This is a genomic window from Serpentinimonas maccroryi, assembly GCF_000828915.1.
Taxonomy (GTDB): Bacteria; Pseudomonadota; Gammaproteobacteria; order Burkholderiales; family Burkholderiaceae_C; genus Serpentinimonas; species Serpentinimonas maccroryi.
Window position 1 is genome coordinate 2,213,043 of record NZ_AP014569.1, and the last position, 20,410, is coordinate 2,233,452.

Below are 20,410 nucleotides of genomic sequence, written 5' to 3' on the forward strand. Positions count from 1 at the left end.
CTTGATGGCACCCACCCCGGCGCTGCTTGCAATGTGTGCGTGGCTGCTGATGGGCACGCCGGCCCTAGGGCAAACACAGACCGCAGCCGTGCCGTCCACTGCCGCCGTGGTGCTCGAGCGCCTGCCACACGGCCTGCACCTGCAAGGGCGCGTGGCCTTGTTGGCCGACCCCACCGGTGCCTTAACGCTGGAGCAGGTGCGCCAGCCGGTGCACGCCGCGTCTTGGCTCTACCCAGTGCAGCTGTTGCGCGCCCACGGCCCCACCGTGTGGTGGCTTCGCATCCGCGTCGCGCAACCCAGCCCGGGCGGCCATTGGCTGCTCGAACTGCCCACCACCGCCTTGCGCGACGTCACTTTTTACGGGCCGCTCACGCCCGCCGGTGAGCGCTTGGCCGGGCCGCTCACCACCGGCTTGATCCACCCCTTTGCCAGCCGTGTGCTGGGCAGCGAGCGCGCCGTTTTTCCGGTGGCCCTGCCGCAACCCGGCACCTACACGCTGTATCTGCGGGTGCAATCGAGCATTCCCCAGCACATGACGCCCACTCTGTGGGATGCGCGCGACCACCATCTGAGCCGCCAACACCAGCGCCTGTTCGACGGCTTCATCTACGGCATGCTGCTCACCCTGCTGGCGGCCATGGTTGCGCTTCATCTGGCTTTGCGCGACCCGGTTTTTCTGGCTTTCGGTTTCATGGCGGGTTTTGCCGGGCTTTCACTCATGAGCTTCAACGGCCATGCCGCCCAGTACCTGTGGCCGGCCAGCCCGTGGTGGATCGAGCACAGCTACGTGATTTTTCCGGCCCTCTGGCTGGCCGCCTGCGCTGCATTCGCCCGCAGTTTTTTGCATATTCAAGGCAAGCACCGTCTTGCTAACGGTTTTTTTCTAGGCTTTGTTTTTCTTTGCGCATTGGCTTTGTTGCTGGGTGTGCTGGGGTATACCGTTTGGGCGCAGCACCTCAATGAGGCGGTTGCCCTGTCGGGTAGCGTTTGCCTAACCGCGATTGCGGCGCGCCAATGGCAACGTGGCTACGGCCCAGCACGCTGGTACCTGGCTGGCAGCCTGCTGCCCTTCATGGCCGTGGGTACGGTGGTGGCGGTCAACTGGGGCTGGTCGGAGCAATTGTTTTGGTTGCACAACAGCCTCGAGATCGGCATCGTTGCGCAATCGCTCGTGTTTGCTGCGGCCTTGAGTGCCCGCATCCGTTTCGTCTGGCAGCAAAACACCCAGCTCAAACAACGCAGCATGCACCTGGCGCAGGCGGCTCTGACCGATACGCTCACCGGCCTTAGCAACCGGCGCGGCCTGGATGAGATGGGCAACGCTTTGTTGCGCCGCCCCGGTCGCCACGCGCTGGTGTTGTTTGACCTCGACCGGTTCAAGCCGATCAATGACACCCTCGGCCACGAAGCGGGCGACTGGGTGCTGCGTGAAATCGGCCACCGTTTGCGCCTGCATTCGCGCGAGCGCGATCTGGTGGCGCGCTTGGGTGGCGACGAATTCGTGGTGCTGATCTCCCAGTGCCCAGCAAGGCCCGAGCTTGATGCCGTGGTCGAGCGCCTGCGCGCAGCGCTCGATGCGCCAATCGATTACGGGGCGCAGTGTTTGCAGGTTTCGGCTTCTGCAGGCGTGGCGCTCACACCCGATGACGGCAGCGAACTGTACAGCCTGCTGCGCGCTGCCGACTTGGCCATGTACAGTGCGAAAGCCGGCCTTAGGGGGCAGGTCTTTGCTGCCGATGCTCCCGCGGGCCCCAATCGCACGACCTTGCTGCAGCTGGCTTAAAAAAGTGTGAAGCCTGCCGATACGCCGGATTCTGTGCGCGGCGGTTGCCCGCCGCGTGACCGCCATTTCTCTGGGCCGTGGGTCGCCCACACGGCTCGGTGCCACCTACCCGCCAGCTCCGCGGAACCACGTCAACGCTGGCCTACTTGGTGTTGCTGCGCGCAGAGATTGCCCGTTTCACCCCCCAGGCTCCGGCCGCCGCAGCGGATGGTTCTTGGGGACTCGTCTCTGTTGCTCTGATCCTCACCTCGCGGTGGGCAGCCGTTAGCTGCTGCGCCGTCCTGTGCAGTCCGGACGTTCCTCCAGCGCGCCCTTTCGGGCCTTGCGCCAGCGGCGGTCTGGCAGGCTTCACGGACTCGATTATCCCGGATTGTGCCCAGCGCTTGCACTGCCTGCACCGAATGCTTCAGCCGCCTGCAGCAGCAGCCTCGAGCCGGCGTATCATCCCCATCCCGTTGCTTGATGAATACGAGCCCGCCATGCTGCGCCTATCTGAACTCAAACTGGATTTGTCCGCCCTGCCCGCGTCCGCCGAGGGCGATGCAGGCGATTTGGGCGCTGCACACCCGCTGGTGGCGCTGCGCGCGCTGGCGGCGCAGACCCTGGGTGTGCCCGATGAGCAGATCGCGCACTTGCAGGTGCACAAACGCAGCTTCGATGCGCGCTCGGTGCAGCTGCGCGTGGTCTATGTGGTCGATCTGGCATTGGCTGACCCGGCGCAGGAGGCCGCACTGCTGCAGCGTCTGGCCGGCCGCCCCCACATCCAGCCCAGCCCGGACATGCGCTGGCACCCCCCGGCCTGCGCCCCGGCTGGCTGGCCCGCACGCCCCGAGCTGCGCCCGGTGGTGCTGGGCTTTGGCCCCTGCGGCCTGTTTGCGGCGCTGGCCCTGGCGCAGATGGGGCTCAAACCGCTGGTGCTCGAGCGCGGCCGCCCGGTGCGCCAGCGCACCGCCGACACCTGGGGGCTGTGGCGCAAGCAGCAGCTGCAGCCCGAATCGAACGTGCAGTTTGGCGAAGGCGGCGCGGGCCTGTTTTCGGACGGCAAGCTCTACAGCCAGATCAAAGACCCGCGCTGGCTCGGGCGCAAGGTGCTGCAGGAGTTCGTGGCCGCCGGCGCACCGCCCGAAATCTTGTACCAAGCGCACCCGCACATCGGCACCTTCAGGCTGGTCAAGGTGGTGCAGGCGCTGCGCGAGCAGATCATCGCCTTGGGCGGCGAGATCCGCTTCGAGCAGCGCGTGAGTGCCTTGCTGCTGGAGCCCGATTTGACAGATGTGCCCGATTTGCCTGATTCGACAAGTTTGCCCGACCGTGCCCCGCCGGGGAGCCTGCCACCAGTTGCCGCTGCACCCGCACCCCAAGCCCTGCGGCTGCGCGGTGTGCGCGTACACGATCAAGCCACGGGCGCCGAAACCGAGCTGCCCTGCGAGCGCCTGGTGCTGGCGCTGGGGCACAGCGCGCGCGACACCTTTGCCATGCTGCACGACGCGGGCGTGGCGCTGCAGGCCAAGGCGTTTTCGATCGGCGTGCGCATCGAGCACCCGCAAAGCCTGATCGACCGCGCGCGCTGGGGCCGCCATGCCGACCACCCGCTGCTCGGTGCGGCCGACTACAAACTGGTGCATCACGCGCGCAACGGACGCGTGGTGTACAGCTTTTGCATGTGCCCGGGCGGCACCGTGGTCGCCGCCACCAGCGAGACCGGGCGCGTGGTCACCAACGGCATGAGCCAGTACTCGCGCCAAGAGCGCAACGCCAACGCCGGCTTGGTGGTGGCGATCGAGCCGCGCGATTTCCCGCAAGCATTTCCTGACGACAGCGCGGCCTGGGAGGCCGCTTTTGGCCCACAGCGCGGCGCGCTCTACGCGCAGCAGGCGCAAGCCCTGGCCGAGCGCGGCCAAGTGCACCCCTTGGCCGGGGTGGTGCTGCAGCGCGACCTAGAGGCGCGGGCCTTTGTGGCCGGCGGCAGCAACTACTGTGCCCCGGGGCAGCGCGTGGACGACCTGTTGGCCCAGCGCCCAACCAGCGCCTTTGGCAGCGTGCAGCCCTCGTACCAGCCGGGCGTGCACCCCACCGACCTGGCACGCGTGCTGCCCGACTGCGTGCTGCAGGCGCTGCGCGAAGCCCTGCCGGCCTTTGGCAAGCAGATCCGTGGCTTTGACTTGCCCGACGCCGTGCTCACCGGGGTCGAAACCCGCACCTCGTCGCCGCTGCGCATCCCGCGCGGCGACGACTACCAAAGCCTAAACGTGCGCGGCCTGTACCCGGCCGGCGAAGGGGCGGGCTACGCGGGCGGGATATTGTCGGCGGCGGTGGACGGTATCCGCGTGGCCGAAGCGTTGGCCTGCCACGCGCTGGGACAGCCGGCGCCAGCACCCGACCGGGGTGCGCGGCGCGAGGCGGTAACCTATGGATGAACACCAGCAGAGGGCTGGTCTAGCGCCTGCGGTTTCTGAATCTGAGAGCTTGCAGCCGAAGGCCAAGCGCCTGCGGCTTGGCGCTTTTGCGCAAAGGCAAAGCCGCCTCGGTTTTAACCTTGTTGTTGTTGCAGCGCCGCGATGCGCTCGGCAATCGGCGGGTGGCTCGAGAACCACTTGCGCATGCCGCCACCGCTGATGCCCATGGCCTGCATCTCTTTGGGCAGTTGGCCCGGTTGCAGCCCGCCCAGGCGCGCCAAGGCGTTGATCATGGGTTGTTTGCGCCCCATCAGCTGCGCGGCACCGGCGTCGGCGCGGAACTCGCGCTGGCGGCTGAACCACGAAACGATGATCGCCGCCAAGATACCCAGCACGATGTCCATCACGATCGTCGTCACCCAGTAGCCAATGCCGGGGGCCTCGCTCTGGTTGCGCAGCACCACGCGATCGACGATGTAGCCGATCACGCGGCTCAAAAACACCACAAAGGTGTTCATCACGCCTTGGATGAGGGTGAGCGTAACCATGTCGCCGTTGGCGACGTGCGCCACCTCGTGGCCGAGCACGGCCTCGACTTCGTCGCGCGTCATGCTTTGCAGCAAGCCGGTGGAAACCGCGACCAGCGCCGAATTCTTGAAGGCCCCGGTGGCAAAGGCGTTGGGCGCGCCCTGGTAGATCGCCACTTCGGGCATACCGATGCCGGCCTTGTCGGCAAATTTTTGCACCGTGTGCACCAGCCAGGCCTCGTCGGCGTTGCGCGGCTGTTCGATCACTTGGCACTTGGTGCTGAATTTGGCCATCGGCTTGCTGATCAGCAGCGAGATGAAGGCGCCACCAAAACCGATCACCAGCGAAAACCCAGCCAGCGCAAACAGGTCCAGGCCCTGCGCGGTCAGGAATTGATCCAAGCCCAGCAGGCGCGTCATGACCAACAGCACGACCATCACGGCCACGTTGGTCAGAATCAGCAGCATTACACGTTTCATCGGGGTAGAACTCCTTGGGTTCGGCTAGGGGTGAGCGGGCACAGTGTAAGACACCACTGCCTGCGACTGGGCTTCGACCCCAGCAAAGCCCTCGAGTTCCATCGCACCCTCAAACCGTGGGGGGCATCTGCGCCTAGCGCCCTCAGGCTTTTTCGATCTGGTTGAACTCGAGTTCGACCGGGGTCGCGCGGCCAAAGATGGTGACCGAGACCCGCACCTTGTTTTTGTCGTAGTTGACGTCTTCGACCGTGCCGTTGAAGTCGGTGAAGGGGCCGTCTTTGACACGCACGTATTCGCCGGTGACAAACTCGACCTTGTGGCGTGGCTTGTCGGAGCCCTCTTGCATCTGGCCGATGATCTTTTGCACCTCGGCTTCTGAGATCGGGGTTGGGCGGGTGCGGGCGCCGCCCACGAAACCGGTGACCTTGGCGGTGTTCTTGACCAAGTGCCAGGTGTCGTCGTCGAGCACCATTTCGACCAGCACGTAGCCAGGGAAAAACTTGCGCTCGGTGGTGCGCTTGACGCCGTTTTTGATCTCCACCACCTCTTCGGTGGGCACCAAAATGCGGCCAAACTTGCTCTGCATCCCGGCGCGCTGCACGCGCTCGAGGATGTTGCGCTCGGCCGCCTTTTCCATGCCGGAATAGGCGTGCACCACGTACCAGCGCATGCCTTCGGCAGGCGCGGCGCTGTAGGATGGATCGGGGAGAATGGGAGTTTCGGCAGCGTTCATGGCTTATCTCCAGCCCAGGATCAGGTCGTACAGCACCCAGCTGATCAGGCTGTCGGCCAGCCAGAGAAAGAGCGCGATGACGACAACGAAAGCGAACACGTAGGCGGTCATCTGGATCGCTTCGCGCCGCGCCGGCCAGACCACTTTTTGCGTTTCACGCCACGAGTCTTGGCCGTAGCCGATCAACTGCCGTCCGGGCTCGGAAATGAAGAACACCACCGCGCCGGCGGCCAGCCCGAACAGCAGCGCCGCCCACTGCACCCAGGCGCCTTGGGTTTCGAGCCAGAAAAAGGCCGCAAAGCCGGCCACGGCCAGCGCGGCGGCAGCACCCAGCTTGGCCTTGTCGGCGCCACTGCTGACGGTCTCTACTTCGGGGGATGCCATGAAATCCAGTCCTAAAAATGCGTTCTTTGCAGAAACGCAAGCCCACCAGAGGTCTTGCGACTTCGGCGGGCTTTGTAAAACCAACTCCGACCGCACGCCGGTCAGGTGGCAGGGGCAGTAGGAATCGAACCTACAACCTTCGGTTTTGGAGACCGACGCTCTGCCAATTGAGCTATACCCCTATGCGCAATCAATCCAGATCAATCCAAAATCTTCGCCACCACGCCGGCGCCCACGGTGCGGCCGCCTTCGCGGATGGCAAAGCGCAGGCCTTCTTCCATGGCGATCGGGGCGATGAGTTTGACGGTGATGCTGACGTTGTCGCCCGGCATGACCATCTCTTTGCCTTCGGGCAGCTCGATCGAGCCGGTCACGTCGGTGGTGCGGAAGTAGAACTGCGGCCGGTAGTTGTTGAAGAACGGGGTGTGGCGCCCGCCTTCGTCTTTGGAGAGCACATAGACCTCACCGGTGAAGTGGGTGTGGGGCTTGATGCTGCCGGGCTTGCACAGCACTTGGCCGCGCTGCACGTCTTCGCGCTTGGTGCCGCGCAGCAGGATGCCGACGTTGTCGCCCGCTTGGCCTTGGTCGAGCAGCTTGCGGAACATCTCGACGCCGGTGCAGGTGGTTTTCTGGGTGGTGGCGATGCCGACGATTTCGATCTCTTCGCCGACTTTGATGATGCCGCGCTCGATGCGCCCGGTGACCACGGTGCCGCGGCCGGAGATGGAGAACACGTCTTCAACCGGCATCAGGAAGGCGCCATCGACGGCGCGCTCGGGCTGCGGGATGTAGCTGTCGAGGGCGTCGGCCAGTTTCATGATGGCTTGTTCGCCCAGCGGGCCTTTGTCGCCTTCGAGGGCGAGTTTGGCCGAGCCGTGCACGATCGGGGTCTGGTCGCCGGGGAAGTCGTATTTGTCGAGCAGCTCGCGCACTTCCATCTCGACGAGTTCGAGCAGCTCGGCGTCGTCCACCATGTCGCACTTGTTGAGGAAGACGATGATGTAGGGCACGCCGACTTGGCGCGCGAGCAGGATGTGCTCGCGGGTTTGCGGCATCGGGCCGTCGGCGGCGGAGCAGACCAGAATGGCGCCGTCCATCTGCGCGGCACCGGTGATCATGTTCTTAACGTAGTCGGCGTGGCCGGGGCAGTCCACGTGGGCGTAGTGGCGGCTGGCGGTTTCGTATTCGACGTGCGCGGTGTTGATGGTGATGCCGCGCGCTTTTTCTTCAGGGGCGGCGTCGATCTGGTCGTAGGCCTTGGCCTGTCCGCCAAACTTGGCTGCCAGCACGGTGGTGATGGCCGCCGTGAGCGTGGTTTTGCCGTGGTCCACGTGACCGATGGTGCCCACGTTGACGTGCGGCTTGGTCCGCTGGAATTTTTCCTTTGCCATGCTACAGCTCCGAATTGAAGAATGCCGAAATGATTAAAAACACACCAAAGACTTGGTGCCCATGGGCAGAATCGAACTGCCGACCTCTCCCTTACCAAGGGAGTGCTCTGCCACTGAGCCACATGGGCGTAGCGGCCTTGCGGCCACCCACAAAAAACATCAGCCTATACAGCACCGGCGCTGGAGCGGGAGACGGGAATCGAACCCGCGTCATCAGCTTGGAAGGCTGGGGTTCTACCATTGAACTACTCCCGCATCGAGCCCCGCTTGGGCCGGACGCAGCAGCCACAGTCTGCTCGAGCTCCGGTTTGCCGCATCGGCTTTGCTGGTGGAGGAGGCTGGATTCGAACCAGCGTAGGCGTAAGCCAACAGATTTACAGTCTGCCCCCTTTAGCCACTCGGGCACCCCTCCAGCAAGCCCCGCATTATGCCACGGTGCCAAAGCGTTTTCAGCACCAGTCTATGCTTTTTTCGCCGCGTTGCAACAACCAGCGGTTCACGGCGCCAAAATGGCCGCAGCCGATGAAGGGCTGCGGCGGCCGCCGCGCCGCCAGCGGCGAGGGGTGGTTGGCGCGCAGGCACAGGTGCGGCTGGCGGTCGAGGGCCGCGCTTTCTGCGGTGGCTTGGGCGTGGCGGCCCCAGAGCAGGAACGCCTTGGGCCGGCCGTGGGCGGCGCAAGCCTGCAGCACGGCGTGCGTGAAGCGCTCCCAGCCCCAGCCGGCGTGGCTGCCGGCCAGCCCGGCCTGCACCGTGAGGGTGGTGTTGAGCAGCAGCACGCCTTGGCGCGCCCACGGCTCGAGGCTGCTGCCCAGCTGCGGGCTGCCTTGGTGCACCGGCTGGTCAGCGGGTTGGCAGCACGCCGCTTCGCGCTTCAATTCGACCCAAATGTTGCGCAGCGAAGGCGGCGGCCGCTGACCCGCTGGCACCGAGAAGGCCAGCCCTTCGGCCTGACCCGGCCCGTGGTAGGGGTCTTGGCCCAAGATCACGACCCGCACCTGTTCCAGCGGCGTGAGTGCCAGCGCGCGCAAGGGATGCGCCGGATAAAGCTGCAACCCGGCATCGATCTGCTCTTGCAGGCGCTGGCCCAGCTGCTGCCCATGCGGGCTGGCGAGGAATGCCTGCCACAGCGGCTGCCAGTCGGGAGCGAGGGACCAATCTTGCGGCGCCCAAGCGCTCAGCGATCCCTGCGGCTGTGCCGAGTTTGCGCTGCCAAGCGCGCTCACGGCCCGGGGTCGAACAGCTCGGCCAGCGCCTGCCCCGGATCGGGGGCGCGCATGAAGGCTTCACCGACCAAAAAGGCCGAAACGCCGCCGTCGCGCAGCCGCAGCACGTCGGCGCGGGTGCCGATGCCGCTCTCGCTCACCAGCAGCCGCTGCGGCGGCACGTGGGGGCGCAGCTCGAGCGTGGTCTCGAGCCGAACCTCGAAGCTGCGCAGGTCGCGGTTGTTGATGCCGATCAGCGGCGTGCGCAGGCGCAGCGCGCGCTCGAGCTCGGGCGCGTCGTGCACCTCCACCAGCACCGCCATGTGCAGGCTGTGCGCCAGCGCCTCGAGTTCGGCCATCTGCTCGTCGGACAGGCAGGCGGCGATGAGCAGCACGGCGTCGGCGCCGAGCACGCGCGATTCGTACACTTGGTAGGGGTCGATCAGAAAGTCTTTGCGCAGCACCGGCAAATGGCAGGAGGCACGCGCTTGCTTGAGGTAGTCTGGGCTGCCCTGAAAGTAGTCGCGGTCGGTGAGCACCGACAGACAGGCGGCGCCGTTGGCGGCGTAGCTCTGCGCGATGTCGGCCGGCTCAAAGGGCTCGCGCAGCACGCCCTTGGAGGGGCTGGCTTTTTTGATTTCGGCGATCACCGCCGGCTGGCCGGCGCGCAGCTTGGCGCGCAAGGCGCCGGTGAAGTCGCGCGTGAGCAGGCGGCTTTCGGCGTCGGCACGCACCACGGCCAAGGGGTGGCGCGCCTGCGCCTGTGCGATTTCTTCGCGCTTGGTAGCGACGATGCGCTGCAAAATGTCGTTCATGAGTAGGGGCTCCAGCTTTCAGGTGCCGGCGGCCAGCGCGCCGGTGGTGGCGACGAACTGCTCGAGCTTGGCGCGGGCGGCGCCGCTGGCCAGCGCGGCGCGGGCGCGTTGCAAACCGTCGGCGATTGATTCGGCCACGTCGGCGGCGTAGAGCGCGGCCCCGGCGTTGAGGGCCACGATGTCGCGCGCCGCACCGGGTTGGTCGTCGAGCACCGCGCGCAGCAAGGCCAGCGACTGCGCCGGGCCTTGCACGCGCAAGCTTCGGTGGCTGGCCATGGCCAAGCCAAAATCATCTGGGTGCAGCTCGTATTCGCGGAGGGCGCCGTGGCGCAGTTCGCCGACGCGGGTCGCGGCCCCGAGGCTGATTTCGTCCAGCCCATCTTGCCCATAGACCACCAGCGCGTGCTGCGCGCCCAGGTCTTGCAGCACCCGCAACAGCGCGCCCACCAGCTCGGGGGCAAACACGCCCAGCAGGATGTTGGGCGCGCCGGCCGGGTTGGTGAGCGGCCCCAGAATGTTGAACAGCGTGCGCACGCCGAGCTCGCGCCGCACCGGGGCCACGTGCTTCATAGCCGGGTGGTGGTTGGGCGCAAACATGAAGCCGACGCCGGTCTGCTCGACGCAGCGTGCGATCTGCGGCGGGCTCAGGTTGATCTGCGCGCCCAGCGCCTCCAGCACGTCGGCGCTGCCCGATTGGCTGCTCACGCTGCGCCCGCCATGCTTGCTCACGCGCGCCCCAGCGGCGGCGGCCACAAACATGGCGCAGGTGGAGATGTTGAAGGTCTGTGCGCCGTCGCCGCCGGTGCCGACGATGTCCACCAGATGGCGCCGATCGGCCAGCTCGACCGGGGTGACGAATTCGCGCATCACCCGTGCGGCGGCAGCAATTTCGCCGCTGCTCTCGCCCTTCATGCGCAGCCCGGTCAGCAGCGCCGCCAGCGGCACCGGCGCCACGGCGCCCTGCATGATCTGCTGCATGAGCTGGCGCATTTCTGCGGGCAAAAGCTCGCGCCGTTCAAGGACGCGCTGCAGCGCCTGCTGCGGCGTGAGGGCGGGGAGCACGGTGTCCATGGTGGATGCAATCTGGAAGGGAAAGGGTTGCGCAGGGCTTCAGGGCTTCAGCGCTGCGCCAGAAAGTTTTGCAGCAAGGCGTGGCCGTGCTCGCTCAAAATGCTCTCGGGGTGAAACTGCACGCCTTCGATGCCTAGGCTGCGGTGGCGCACACCCATGATCTCGCCGTCGTCGCTCCAAGCAGTGATGGCCAAGCACTCGGGCAGGCTGGCGCGCTCGATCGCCAGCGAGTGGTAGCGGTTGACGGTGAACTGCGCCGGCAAGCCAGCGAACACGCCCTCTTGGGTGGTGTGGATCAGGCTGGTTTTGCCGTGCATGAGCTGCTGCGCGCGCACGATGCGCCCGCCAAAAGCCGCCCCGATGGCCTGGTGCCCCAGGCAGACGCCCAAAATGGGCACGCGCCCGGCCAGCGCTTGGATGGCCGCCACCGACACCCCCGCCTCGGCCGGCGAGCAGGGGCCTGGGGAGACCACCAAGCGCTCGATCTCGCCTGAGGCCACGCGTTGTTCGAGCTCCTCGAGCCCGATCTCGTCGTTGCGCCGCACCAGCACCTGCGCCCCGAGCTCGCCCAAATACTGCACCAGGTTGTAGGTGAAGCTGTCGTAGTTGTCGATCATCAGCAGCATGAAGCAGCCATCCTAGGGTTGTGCCGGTTGGGCGCGCAAACGCGCAAATTCGGCGCGCTCGAACTCGATGCTGGCCGCGATCAAGGCCCGGTAGGCCGCCCCCAGCACCAGCGCCGGGGCCCCGAGCGCCGTGGCCTGCGCCTGCACGCGCTCAAGGATGGCGTCGATGCGCTCTTGGTCGTAAATCAGGTTTGGGTCTTGCTTGATGCGCCCGGCTTGCGCCACGTAGCCACAGCGCAGCGCCAGCAAAGGCACGATCTGCGCGTCGAGGGCGTCGATGTGCGCGCGCACCTCGGCCATGTGGGAACAATGAACGGGCGCGCTGGTGTGGGTCTGGCTCATTCAAATCCCTCCTGCACCATTTCGGCCGCACGCAGCAGCGCGCGCGCCTTGTGTTCGGTCTCGCTCCACTCGAGTTCGGGCACCGAATCGGCCACCACCCCAGCCGCCGCCTGCACGTGCAGCTGTCCGTCTTTGACGATGCCGGTGCGGATGGCGATGGCCAAATCCATGTCGCCGGCATAGCTCAGATAGCCGCAGGCGCCGCCGTAGAGGCCGCGCTTGACGGGCTCGAGCTGGTCGATCAGCTCCATCGCGTGCACCTTGGGCGCGCCGGTGAGGGTGCCGGCGGGGAAGGTGGCTTTGAGCACATCCATATTGCTCAACCCGGGCTGCAGCAGGCCCTCGACGTTGCTCACGATGTGCATCACGTGGCTGTAGCGCTCGATCACGAAGGCGTCGCTCACCCGCACGCTGCCGGTCTGGGCGATGCGCCCGATGTCGTTGCGCGCCAGGTCGATCAGCATCACGTGTTCGGCGCGCTCTTTGGGGTCGGCCAGAAGCTCCTGTTCGGCGGCGCGGTCCAGCTCGGGTGTGGCCCCGCGCGGGCGCGTGCCGGCCAGCGGCCGGATGGTGACCTTGCAGCCCTCGGGCACGCGCTCTTGGCGCACCAGAATTTCGGGCGAAGCGCCCACCACCTGGAAGTCGCCAAAATCGTAGTAGTACATGTAGGGGCTGGGGTTGAGCGAGCGCAGGGCGCGATACAAACTCAGCGGGCTTTGTTCGTAGCGCTGGCTGATGCGCTGCCCGACCTGCACCTGCATGAAGTCGCCAGCGGCGATCAGCTCTTTGGCGCGCGCCACGGCGGCCAGGTAGTCGGCGCGGGCAAAGGCGCGCTCGGGCGGCTGCACCGGGCTGGGCTGCAGCGCCGGCGCGGCTACTGGGCGTTGCAGCGCCGCCAGCAGCGCTTGCAGGCGCTGGCGCGCCAAGGCGTAGGCATCGGGCTGGGCCGGATCGGCATAGACGATCAGGTGCAAGCGGCCCGAGAGGTTGTCGATCACCGCCAGCTGTTCGCACTGCAGCAGCAAGATGTCGGGGCAGCCCAAGGGGTCTGGCGGGCAGCTGTGCAAGAGCTTGTGCTCGATGTGGCGCACCGTGTCGTAACCAAAGTAACCGGCCAGCCCGCCGCAAAAGCGCGGCCAGCCCGGCGGCAGGGCGACCTTGAAGCGCTGCTGGTAGGCGGCGATGAAATCGAGCGGGTTGCCGCTGGCCTGTTCGACCAACACCCCGTCGTGCAGCACCTCGGTGCGTGCTTCGGCCCCGAAACCGCTGGCGCGCAACACCGTGCGCGCCGGCAGGCCGATGAAGCTGTAGCGCCCGAAGCGCTCGCCACCCACCACCGATTCGAGCAAAAAGCTGTAGCGCCCAGCCTCGGGGCCACCGTGCGCCAGTTTGAGGTAGAGCGAGAGCGGGGTTTCGAGGTCGGCCAGCGTCTCGGCGCTCAGGGCGATGCGGTTGTAGCCCTGGGCCGCCAGGTGCTGGAATTCGGGTTCGGTGATCACGTCGAGGGGCTTCCTTAGCGCGCTGCTCTGGCGCGGGCGCGGCGGGGTAGGGTTTGCGGCCGATCAAGTGTAGCAAAGGCGGCGCGCACCCCAGCGCGCCCAGTGGTAGGATGCGCGTTTTGCGGCCCCTCACTTGCGCAGGCGTCGGGCTTGGCACCTGTGCACTCAGTTTCCCCCTTTTACCGGAGACACACATGAGCACCAGCGTCACCTACGTCGACCCGATCCAGCCCGAGAACAAGATGCGCCTGTACCGCACCAAGGTGATCAACATCATCGGCGGGCCGAGCTGCGACAAATCGCTGTTTTCATCCAGCATCGTGCTCAAGCTGCACCTGATGGGTAAAACGGTGGAAATGGTGCCCGAGATCGCCAAAATCCGCGTCTGGCAGCGCGATTTCGCCGCGCTGCGCAACCAGTACGCCTTGGCGCTGGAGCAGTTTCAAATGCTCGAGGTGCTCAACGGCCAAGTGCAGTACCTGGTCACCGAGGGCTCGCTGCCGCAACTGTTGTACTACAACCAGACCTACGCCGACAACATCTGCGACGTAAAAAAAACCCACGCCCAGATCATGGCTTGGTACCGGCAGTTTGACAACATCAACATCTTTGTGCAGCGCGACCTGGACAAAAAATACATCCGCAGCGGCCGCCTGCAGGACGAAACCCAAGCGCGCGAGATCGACAGCCAGATGCGCACCCTGCTCGCCAACGACGGCATCCGCTACAAGCTGCTGGCCCCAGATCACCGCGCCATCATCGAGTACGCGGCGACCTTGGAGTAAGAGGCTGAGCGGGCGGCCCCCAGCCTCCCCTAGACCAGCAAGGCGTTGACGCGGCGCACGTAGCCGGCCGGGTCTTGCGGCAGCCCGCCTTCGGCCAGCAGCGCCTGGTCAAACAAAATGTGCGCCAAGTCGTCGAACTGCGCCGACTGCTCGAGCTTTTGCACCAGCGCGTGCGCCGGGTTGAGCTCCAGTATCGGCTTGGCATCGGGGGCTTTTTGCCCGGCCGCCTTGAGCATGCGCGTGAGCTGGTTCGACAGCTCGCCCTCGCCCACCACCAGGCAAGCGGGTGAATCGACCAAGCGCGCGGTCATGCGCACGTCGGACGCCTTGTCGGCCAGCACCGTTTTCAGGCGCTCGAGCAAGGGCTTGTACTGCTCGGCGGCGGCCTCGGTGGCCTGCTTTTCGGCTTCGTCTTGCAGCTGACCCAAATCCACCGCGCCCTTGGCCACGCTCTGCAGCGCGGTGCCGTCGAAATCGTGCAAAAACGACAGCGCCCACTCATCGACCCGATCGGTCATCAGCAGCACCTCGATGCCCTTTTTGCGAAACAGCTCGAGCTGCGGGCTGCTCTTGGCCGCGTCTAGGTTGTCGGCCGTGAGGTAGTAGATCGCTTTCTGGCCCGCTTTCATGCGCGCTTTGTAGTCGGCCAGGCTCACGGCCACGGCGTCGCTTTGGGTGGAGGCAAAGCGCAGCAGGCGCGCGATGCGCTCGCGGTTGCCGAAGTCCTCGCCCAGCCCTTCTTTGAGCACGGCGCCAAACTCGGCGTAAAAGCGGCGGTATTTGTCGTTGGATGGCGCGGCCTCGGCATCAGCCGTGGCGTCGGTTGCATCGGCGGCGGCGGGCTCCACCCCCTGCTGCGCCAAGTCTTCGAGCAGCGCCAGCACGCGCCGGGTGTTGCCCTCGCGTATGGCTTTGACGTCGCGGCTCTCTTGCAGCAGCTCGCGGCTGACGTTGAGCGGCAAGTCGGCCGAATCGATCACCCCTTTGACCCAGCGCAGGTAGCTGGGCAGCAGCGCCTCGACCTCGTCCATGATGAACACGCGCCGCACGTAGAGCTTGACGCCGGGTTTTTTGTCGCGGTTCCAGAGGTCGTGCGGGGCCTTGGCCGGGATGTAGAGCAGCTGCGTGTACTCGGTTGTGCCCTCGACGCGGTTGTGGCTCCAGGCCAGCGGCGCTTCGTAGTCGTGGCTGATGGCTTGGTAAAAATCGCTGTACTGCTGTTCGCTCAGGTCTTTTTTGGGCCGCGTCCAGAGCGCGCTGGCGGCGTTGACCTGCTCCCACTCGTCGCGCAGCACCGATTCACCTTTGTCGGCGTCCCATTCCTCTTTGCGCATCAAGATCGGCAGGCTGATGTGGTCTGAGTATTTGGCGATGATGCCTTTGAGCTTCCAGCGCGTGAGGTATTCGCTGGCGTCGTCGCGCAGGTGCAAGGTGATGCAGGTGCCGCGCTCAGCCCGGGTGAGGGCTTCGGTCTCAAACTCGCCCGTGCCTTCGCTGACCCAGCGCACCCCTTGCTCGGGCGGCAAGCCGGCGCGGCGGCTCTCGACCGTGATGCGGTCGGCGACGATGAAGCCGGAATAAAAACCGACGCCAAACTGGCCGATCAGTTGCGCGTCTTTTTGCTGGTCGCCGCTCAGGCGGCTCATGAAGGCCTTGGTGCCGCTCTTGGCGATGGTGCCCAGGTGCTCGATCGCCTCGGCCTCGCTCATGCCGATGCCGTTGTCGCTGATGGTGAGGGTTTTGGCCTCGGCGTCAAAGCCCACACGCACTTCCAGCGCTGGCGCGTCTTCAAACAGCGCCGCGTGGTCGAGCGCCTCAAAGCGCAGCCGGTCGCAGGCGTCGGAGGCGTTGGAGATGAGCTCGCGCAAGAAGATGTCTTTGTTGGAATACAGCGAATGCGTGACCAAGTGCAGCAACTGGGCCACTTCGGTCTGGAATGCGTGATGGGTGCTCATGGGGTGCGGATGGGGTTCGGTAACGGTGGATGATCGGGTACTGGGTGTGCGCTGTTAGCGCAGCGGCTTGCTAGTTTGGGGCTAGTGGGGGGATTTCAAGCTGCAGTGTGGGTGGGCTGGGGCTGGCAGGGGCTGCCGGCCTCATACCGTCCGCTGCGCGGCCAAAAATCGGCCAACAGCCCCTGCCAGACCCAGCCCTCTTTGCGACCCTTTACAGCGCGTGGGGGCTGTATACAATGCCACAAGCGGTTTGAGGGATGGCGTGGACCATGCGCCGATCAATCTTTGCGGATTGCTTCCCCTAGACTTGGCACACAGCGAACGCCACTTTTTAGCATCCTGAATCCGTGACCTGAACCCCACAAACCCAACGTTTTTCGATTATAATCAACGCACTACCAACATCCCACCGCGCACCCAGCAGGTGCAAGCGCCGCAAATGACTGACCCAGTCGAGTTCGTTGTCAAAAAGCTGCCCTACGACTTGTCCAGCCACGGTGGCTTGGCCTTGGTGGGGCGCTTGTTCAAGCGCATCAACCTGCCGGCCATGGTCGATCCCCAGTATCCCGTGCGTGCCGGAATTGCCAACAGCGACATCCTCAAGTGCTATGTGGCCATGCTCACCTTGGGCAAGAACGACTTCGAAGCCGTCGAAGCCTTTCGCAAGCAGCGCTTTGCCCACCAAGCCTTGGGCCTGCGCGCCGTGCCCTCCAGCGCCACCTTGCGCCAGCGCTTCGATGCCATGGGCTGCGAGTGGAGCGTACTGGCCGACTCGATCAACCGCGCCCTGCTGGGCTTGCACATCGATGGCGCAGCGATCGACTTCGGGGCCCTGCCCAGCGGCCACCTGCCACTGGACATCGACACCTTCGTCATGGATCAGAGCGACAGCGCCAAAGAAGGCGTGTCCTACACCTACGCCGGAGTCGATGGCTACTGCCCCATCGCCCTGTACCTGGGCACCCGCGGCTACTGTCTGGAGCTTGATCTGCGTCCGGGCAGCCAGCACAGCGCGCGCGAGAGCGAATACAACATCGAACGGGCCCTGAGCACCGCCTGTGCGGTGGCCCAAGCGCCCTTGCTGCTGCGCGCCGACTCGGGCTTTTGCTCGCAGCACCTGATAGCGCGCACACAAGAACAAGCGGCCAAGCTGGGGCGCCAAGTCGATCTGCTGATCAAATGGAATCCGCGCGCCGCGCCGGTGGAGCAGATTGCCGCCCAGCGCTGCGCCGATGCCCACACCGTCTGGAACCCGCTTCGAGCCGGCAAGCGCGAATGCCTGTGGAGCGAAGCGCTGCTTGGCATTGAAACCCAAGCAGAAAGCAGCCGCGCACTGCGCCGCGTCTATCGTCTGACCGAGCGCACGCTGGACAAGCGGGGCCAGCCCTTGCTCTTTCCCGAGTACGTGCTGGAAGGCTGGAGCACCACGCTGGGGCCGGAGGTGGCACACGAGCAGGTCATCGCCCTGTACCGTGACCACGCCACGCACGAGCAGTTTCATGCCGAGTTCAAGACCGACATGGACTTGAACCGACTGCCCTCGGGCAAGTTTGCCACCAACCACCTGGTGTGTGCGCTGGCCGCGCTGGCCATGAACCTGTTGCGCATCGTGGGGCAGTACACGCTGCACGAGAGCGACAGCCCGATGCGCAAGACCGCGCTGCGCCGGCGCATCAAGACCGTGATGCAAGAGCTGATGTACAAGGCCGCGCGCGTCATCAGCCATGCGCGGGGCTGGGCATTGGGCATCTCGGGCTCGGACTCGGGCTTTGCGGTGTTTGAGCGTGCCTTTGGCAAGATGAAGGCAGCTTAAGGTTGCTGGCTGGGTCAGATCGGGCTCAGCGAACTCACGGATTGCGAAAAACGCGGGGTTCTGCGGGGCTAAGGCTGCGCTGGTGGTGGCGAAAGCGGGCGAAAACACGGTTAGATGGGCTTGCAAGCGCCTTGTGCGGGGTGTTTGTGAGCGCCGATGGGTCTTCGCGCGGCCCGCTGGGCGGGAAAAGTGCGAGAAATCTCAGTTTGGGGCGGCGGTTGGGCGGGCATGTCGTGATGCGGGGATTGAGGTCACGGATTCAGGAGCATGTGAAGGCAGGTCAGAGTGGTTGTCACGTCCTAATACCCGCCCAGTTCTTGCGCGGCGCGAAGATGGAAAATTTTTGCCCGATCATGTTTTTATTCTAAGCTGACGTCAGACTTTTTCTTCTTGGGAGCCGCCATGATTGCTGAAAATCTGCAAAATGCTATTGCTAGCGGGGCAAGCCTTCGAGTCCGGTACTTTGGCGGCTCCACACCAGGCAGGGAGCGAGACATACAACCCATTTCCGTAAAAGACGGCAAGGTTCGTGCTCGCTGCCTGCTATCCGATGAAATAAAAACATTCATCATCGAAAAAATTGAGCTTGTCGTCGACGGCGAACCATCTCAATTGGCATCCATCCTACCACAGCCCATTGTCACATTTCAAACAGTTGATGTATTGACTTTCTTTAAGACGGCAGCGCTGCAAGCGTTGGGTTGGGCCGTTCAGCGCGAGGGAGAAAACATTTCCCTGCATCGCACGCTTAAGAACGGAAAGATGATCCAAAAACCCGACGTATCTCTTCGGTACGAAGCCATTGCCTATGATCTGGTCTTCGATGGAGAGCAAGTCAGAGAGACCAATCACCGAGAAAGGTCGCGTCCTTGGATTGTTAGCGCGAAGAAGCAAGCGACAAAAACCTATGGAGATTTTGGCAAGGCTCAAACGTCTTTTCTTGAGTTCGCAAAATCGCTCTCCCCATTGGGTCCGAGCCACAACACCTAGCCCGGCAGTCAAGCTTCAGGAAATCGGAAATCAGGTGCAGCCATGGTTTTCCTTGAGCACGTTTGTTTGCACTGGCTGTTGCGCTCTTGGTCGACTGATTTCAAGCCTCGCACTGCGATTCATAATATTACTGCGTGCCAATACCGGGCAGTGCCAGTGACTTATATGTTGGGCAAAACTTGAACCGTCTGCGCAAGGAACGAATATGGAACTTCTTTATTTGCTGGTTGCTGGCGTCGTCATTTGGTATGCATGCAAGCTCATTGCGAAATCCGGGAATGCCTCTGCAAAGCATAATGGCTCAGTCAACCAAACGCCAATTACACCGGCTACGAGCCATAACGAAAATTGCGCCAGCCAGCATCCAATCGATGTTGAAGACCGAGATGAGTGGGAGGGCAGCTTTTGGGAGGTTGCACAACCGCTCCCCGCAAAAGCAAAGCTCAGACTTTCGTACACAGATGGAGCTGACCGAAAAACCGAGAGATCGGTAGAAGTTCGCCAGTTTGGCGCATTTGGTGAACATGTCTTGATTATCGGCCACTGCGCCAAGCGTAACGCTACGCGAACATTCAGAAGTGATCGTATCTCTTTCTGCATCGACGAGGATACGGGTGAGATTGTGAGTGACATTCGCACATATTTGCAGTCTAAGTACAATGACTCGCCAGATCGCACCAAAGATCAGCTACTCGTAGATGAGTACGATACCTTGCGAGTGCTTCTGTACATTGGAAAAGCAGATGGCCAACTCCGATCTGCCGAGAAGGCTGTTATTCGTGACACCTGCGTCGCCCTCACCAGAGACTCCCGCCTCACAGACAAATCAATTGATGAGTTGCTTCTCAGCATGAGCGTCCCAACTCCACAGGCTTTCAAGCTTGCTGTTGGTCGCCTCAGCAAACGAGATGCTGGAACTCAAGCTGTTGTCATAGCCGCTGCGGAGAAAATGGTTGCCACACAGAAGGCTGTTCATGCATCAGAGCAGGATGCGATTGACTACATGAGAAAGCGTTTCTCTGGCAATGCAGGCATTGCCCAAATTTCACATCCCTGACGATCATAATGGAGGTCGAAATTGGGGCAGGCAACGATGCGCGCGGGACTGAGGCGCTGGGGGCGGTTAGCCGATTTTTGGCTGCGCAGCGGACGGTATGAGGCCGACTGCCGCCAGCGCCCCAGCCCTTACCCCCACGGAGGTTCACCGTGGTCGGAGAACGATTTTCTGGCACATGGCACGGCTCGGCCTAGTACGCAACGCACCCTGATTCCATGTGGCGTGCGCAGCTCGGTCTTGACACTACTCACGCTCCGCGTTAATATCGGCACCCGTGCCTATCAAAAACTTCAAGTGCAAAGACACGCAAGCCCTCTTCGAGGGCGAGCGCGTCAAGCGCTGGGTGAACATTGAGCGGCCTGCCCTGCGCAAGCTTGCGCTGCTGGACTGGTCTGCGGTGCTGGACGATCTGAAGGTGCCGCCCGGCAACCGGTTGGAAGCGCTGAAAGACGATCGTCAAGGACAGCACAGCATACGAATCAATCAGCAGTGGCGCCTGTGCTTCGTTTGGACCGCGGATGGGGCCGCAGATGTTGAGATCATCGATTACCACTGAAGGAA

18 protein-coding genes, 4 tRNA genes and 1 other RNA gene are annotated in these 20,410 nt (G+C 64.0%); 7 read left to right on the forward strand and 16 right to left on the reverse strand.

The window, feature by feature from the left end; translation table 11 throughout:
- Positions 1 to 4 precede the first annotated feature (4 nt).
- Entirely contained in the window at positions 5 to 1,783 is a 1,779-nt protein-coding gene (locus tag SMCB_RS10165) for a diguanylate cyclase (RefSeq protein WP_231851289.1), read from the forward strand.
- A gap of 4 nt (positions 1,784 to 1,787) precedes the next feature.
- Here the strand turns inward: SMCB_RS10165 and rnpB are convergent.
- Positions 1,788 to 2,133: RNase P RNA component class A (rnpB, locus tag SMCB_RS12270), an RNA gene on the reverse strand.
- A gap of 129 nt (positions 2,134 to 2,262) precedes the next feature.
- Between rnpB and SMCB_RS10170 the strand changes: the two genes are divergently transcribed.
- Complete coding sequence (locus SMCB_RS10170; RefSeq protein ID WP_045536775.1) at positions 2,263 to 4,200, forward strand: NAD(P)/FAD-dependent oxidoreductase; 1,938 nt, start codon at positions 2,263 to 2,265, stop codon at positions 4,198 to 4,200.
- A 113-nt stretch (positions 4,201 to 4,313) separates the two neighbouring features.
- On the opposite strand, the gene htpX is transcribed toward SMCB_RS10170, so the two are convergent.
- The 14 genes from htpX to trpE form a co-directional block, all read right to left on the reverse strand.
- Complete coding sequence (gene htpX / locus SMCB_RS10175; protein ID WP_045536776.1) at positions 4,314 to 5,186, reverse strand: protease HtpX; 873 nt, start codon at positions 5,184 to 5,186, stop codon at positions 4,314 to 4,316.
- Positions 5,187 to 5,328: 142 nt separating this feature from the next.
- Entirely contained in the window at positions 5,329 to 5,856 is a 528-nt protein-coding gene (nusG, locus tag SMCB_RS10180) for a transcription termination/antitermination protein NusG (protein ID WP_231851290.1), read from the reverse strand.
- Between the two features lie 66 nt (positions 5,857 to 5,922).
- Positions 5,923 to 6,303 carry a preprotein translocase subunit SecE gene (gene secE, locus SMCB_RS10185; protein ID WP_045536780.1) on the reverse strand — a complete coding sequence of 127 codons (381 nt, stop codon included), beginning with the start codon at positions 6,301 to 6,303 and terminating at the stop codon, positions 5,923 to 5,925.
- Between the two features lie 106 nt (positions 6,304 to 6,409).
- A tRNA-Trp gene (locus SMCB_RS10190) sits at positions 6,410 to 6,485 on the reverse strand.
- An 18-nt stretch (positions 6,486 to 6,503) separates the two neighbouring features.
- Positions 6,504 to 7,694: an elongation factor Tu gene (gene tuf, locus SMCB_RS10195; protein WP_045536781.1), complete on the reverse strand. Its 1,191-nt coding sequence runs from the start codon at positions 7,692 to 7,694 to the stop codon at positions 6,504 to 6,506.
- 53 nt (positions 7,695 to 7,747) lie between these two features.
- Positions 7,748 to 7,822 (reverse strand) — tRNA-Thr (locus SMCB_RS10200).
- A 53-nt stretch (positions 7,823 to 7,875) separates the two neighbouring features.
- Positions 7,876 to 7,949: transfer RNA gene (locus SMCB_RS10205), tRNA-Gly, on the reverse strand.
- 71 nt (positions 7,950 to 8,020) lie between these two features.
- Positions 8,021 to 8,106 (reverse strand) — tRNA-Tyr (locus SMCB_RS10210).
- Positions 8,107 to 8,143: 37 nt separating this feature from the next.
- Positions 8,144 to 8,917, reverse strand: a complete 774-nt coding sequence (locus tag SMCB_RS10215) for a uracil-DNA glycosylase (protein WP_045536783.1) — start codon at positions 8,915 to 8,917, stop codon at positions 8,144 to 8,146.
- Positions 8,914 to 9,711 (reverse strand): indole-3-glycerol phosphate synthase TrpC, encoded by a 798-nt coding sequence (trpC, locus tag SMCB_RS10220; protein ID WP_045536785.1) that lies wholly within the window; start codon positions 9,709 to 9,711, stop codon positions 8,914 to 8,916. The genes SMCB_RS10215 and trpC overlap by 4 nt, the downstream gene beginning before the upstream one ends.
- Before the next feature lie 18 nt (positions 9,712 to 9,729).
- Positions 9,730 to 10,782 (reverse strand): anthranilate phosphoribosyltransferase, encoded by a 1,053-nt coding sequence (trpD, locus tag SMCB_RS10225; RefSeq protein WP_045536787.1) that lies wholly within the window; start codon positions 10,780 to 10,782, stop codon positions 9,730 to 9,732.
- 47 nt (positions 10,783 to 10,829) lie between these two features.
- Positions 10,830 to 11,399, reverse strand: coding sequence for an anthranilate synthase component II (locus tag SMCB_RS10230; RefSeq protein ID WP_171820324.1), 570 nt, complete (start codon positions 11,397 to 11,399; stop codon positions 10,830 to 10,832).
- A 21-nt stretch (positions 11,400 to 11,420) separates the two neighbouring features.
- Positions 11,421 to 11,750: a chorismate mutase gene (locus SMCB_RS10235; protein WP_045536791.1), complete on the reverse strand. Its 330-nt coding sequence runs from the start codon at positions 11,748 to 11,750 to the stop codon at positions 11,421 to 11,423.
- Positions 11,747 to 13,249 (reverse strand): anthranilate synthase component I, encoded by a 1,503-nt coding sequence (gene trpE / locus SMCB_RS10240; RefSeq protein ID WP_045536794.1) that lies wholly within the window; start codon positions 13,247 to 13,249, stop codon positions 11,747 to 11,749. The genes SMCB_RS10235 and trpE overlap by 4 nt, the downstream gene beginning before the upstream one ends.
- Positions 13,250 to 13,443: 194 nt before the next feature.
- On the opposite strand from trpE, the gene SMCB_RS10245 reads away from it, so the two are divergent.
- On the forward strand, positions 13,444 to 14,034 hold the full coding sequence (locus SMCB_RS10245) for a hypothetical protein (RefSeq protein ID WP_045536795.1): 591 nt from the start codon (positions 13,444 to 13,446) through the stop codon (positions 14,032 to 14,034).
- A 29-nt stretch (positions 14,035 to 14,063) separates the two neighbouring features.
- Here the strand turns inward: SMCB_RS10245 and htpG are convergent, their stop codons facing one another.
- Complete coding sequence (gene htpG / locus SMCB_RS10250) at positions 14,064 to 15,989, reverse strand: molecular chaperone HtpG (RefSeq protein WP_045536796.1); 1,926 nt, start codon at positions 15,987 to 15,989, stop codon at positions 14,064 to 14,066.
- 439 nt (positions 15,990 to 16,428) lie between these two features.
- On the opposite strand from htpG, the gene SMCB_RS10255 reads away from it, so the two are divergent.
- The 4 genes from SMCB_RS10255 to SMCB_RS10260 all read left to right on the forward strand — a co-directional run bounded on the left by SMCB_RS10255 (position 16,429) and on the right by SMCB_RS10260 (position 20,405).
- Positions 16,429 to 17,802 carry an IS1380 family transposase gene (locus tag SMCB_RS10255; protein ID WP_045537692.1) on the forward strand — a complete coding sequence of 458 codons (1,374 nt, stop codon included), beginning with the start codon at positions 16,429 to 16,431 and terminating at the stop codon, positions 17,800 to 17,802.
- A 402-nt stretch (positions 17,803 to 18,204) separates the two neighbouring features.
- The gene (locus SMCB_RS12775; RefSeq protein WP_144400339.1) at positions 18,205 to 18,792 is read left to right on the forward strand and encodes a WYL domain-containing protein; all 588 of its coding nucleotides are present in this window, start codon (positions 18,205 to 18,207) and stop codon (positions 18,790 to 18,792) included.
- Between the two features lie 205 nt (positions 18,793 to 18,997).
- The gene (locus SMCB_RS12780; protein ID WP_144400341.1) at positions 18,998 to 19,849 is read left to right on the forward strand and encodes a WYL domain-containing protein; all 852 of its coding nucleotides are present in this window, start codon (positions 18,998 to 19,000) and stop codon (positions 19,847 to 19,849) included.
- 274 nt (positions 19,850 to 20,123) lie between these two features.
- Complete coding sequence (locus SMCB_RS10260; protein WP_045536801.1) at positions 20,124 to 20,405, forward strand: type II toxin-antitoxin system RelE/ParE family toxin; 282 nt, start codon at positions 20,124 to 20,126, stop codon at positions 20,403 to 20,405.
- Positions 20,406 to 20,410: the final 5 nt, after the last annotated feature.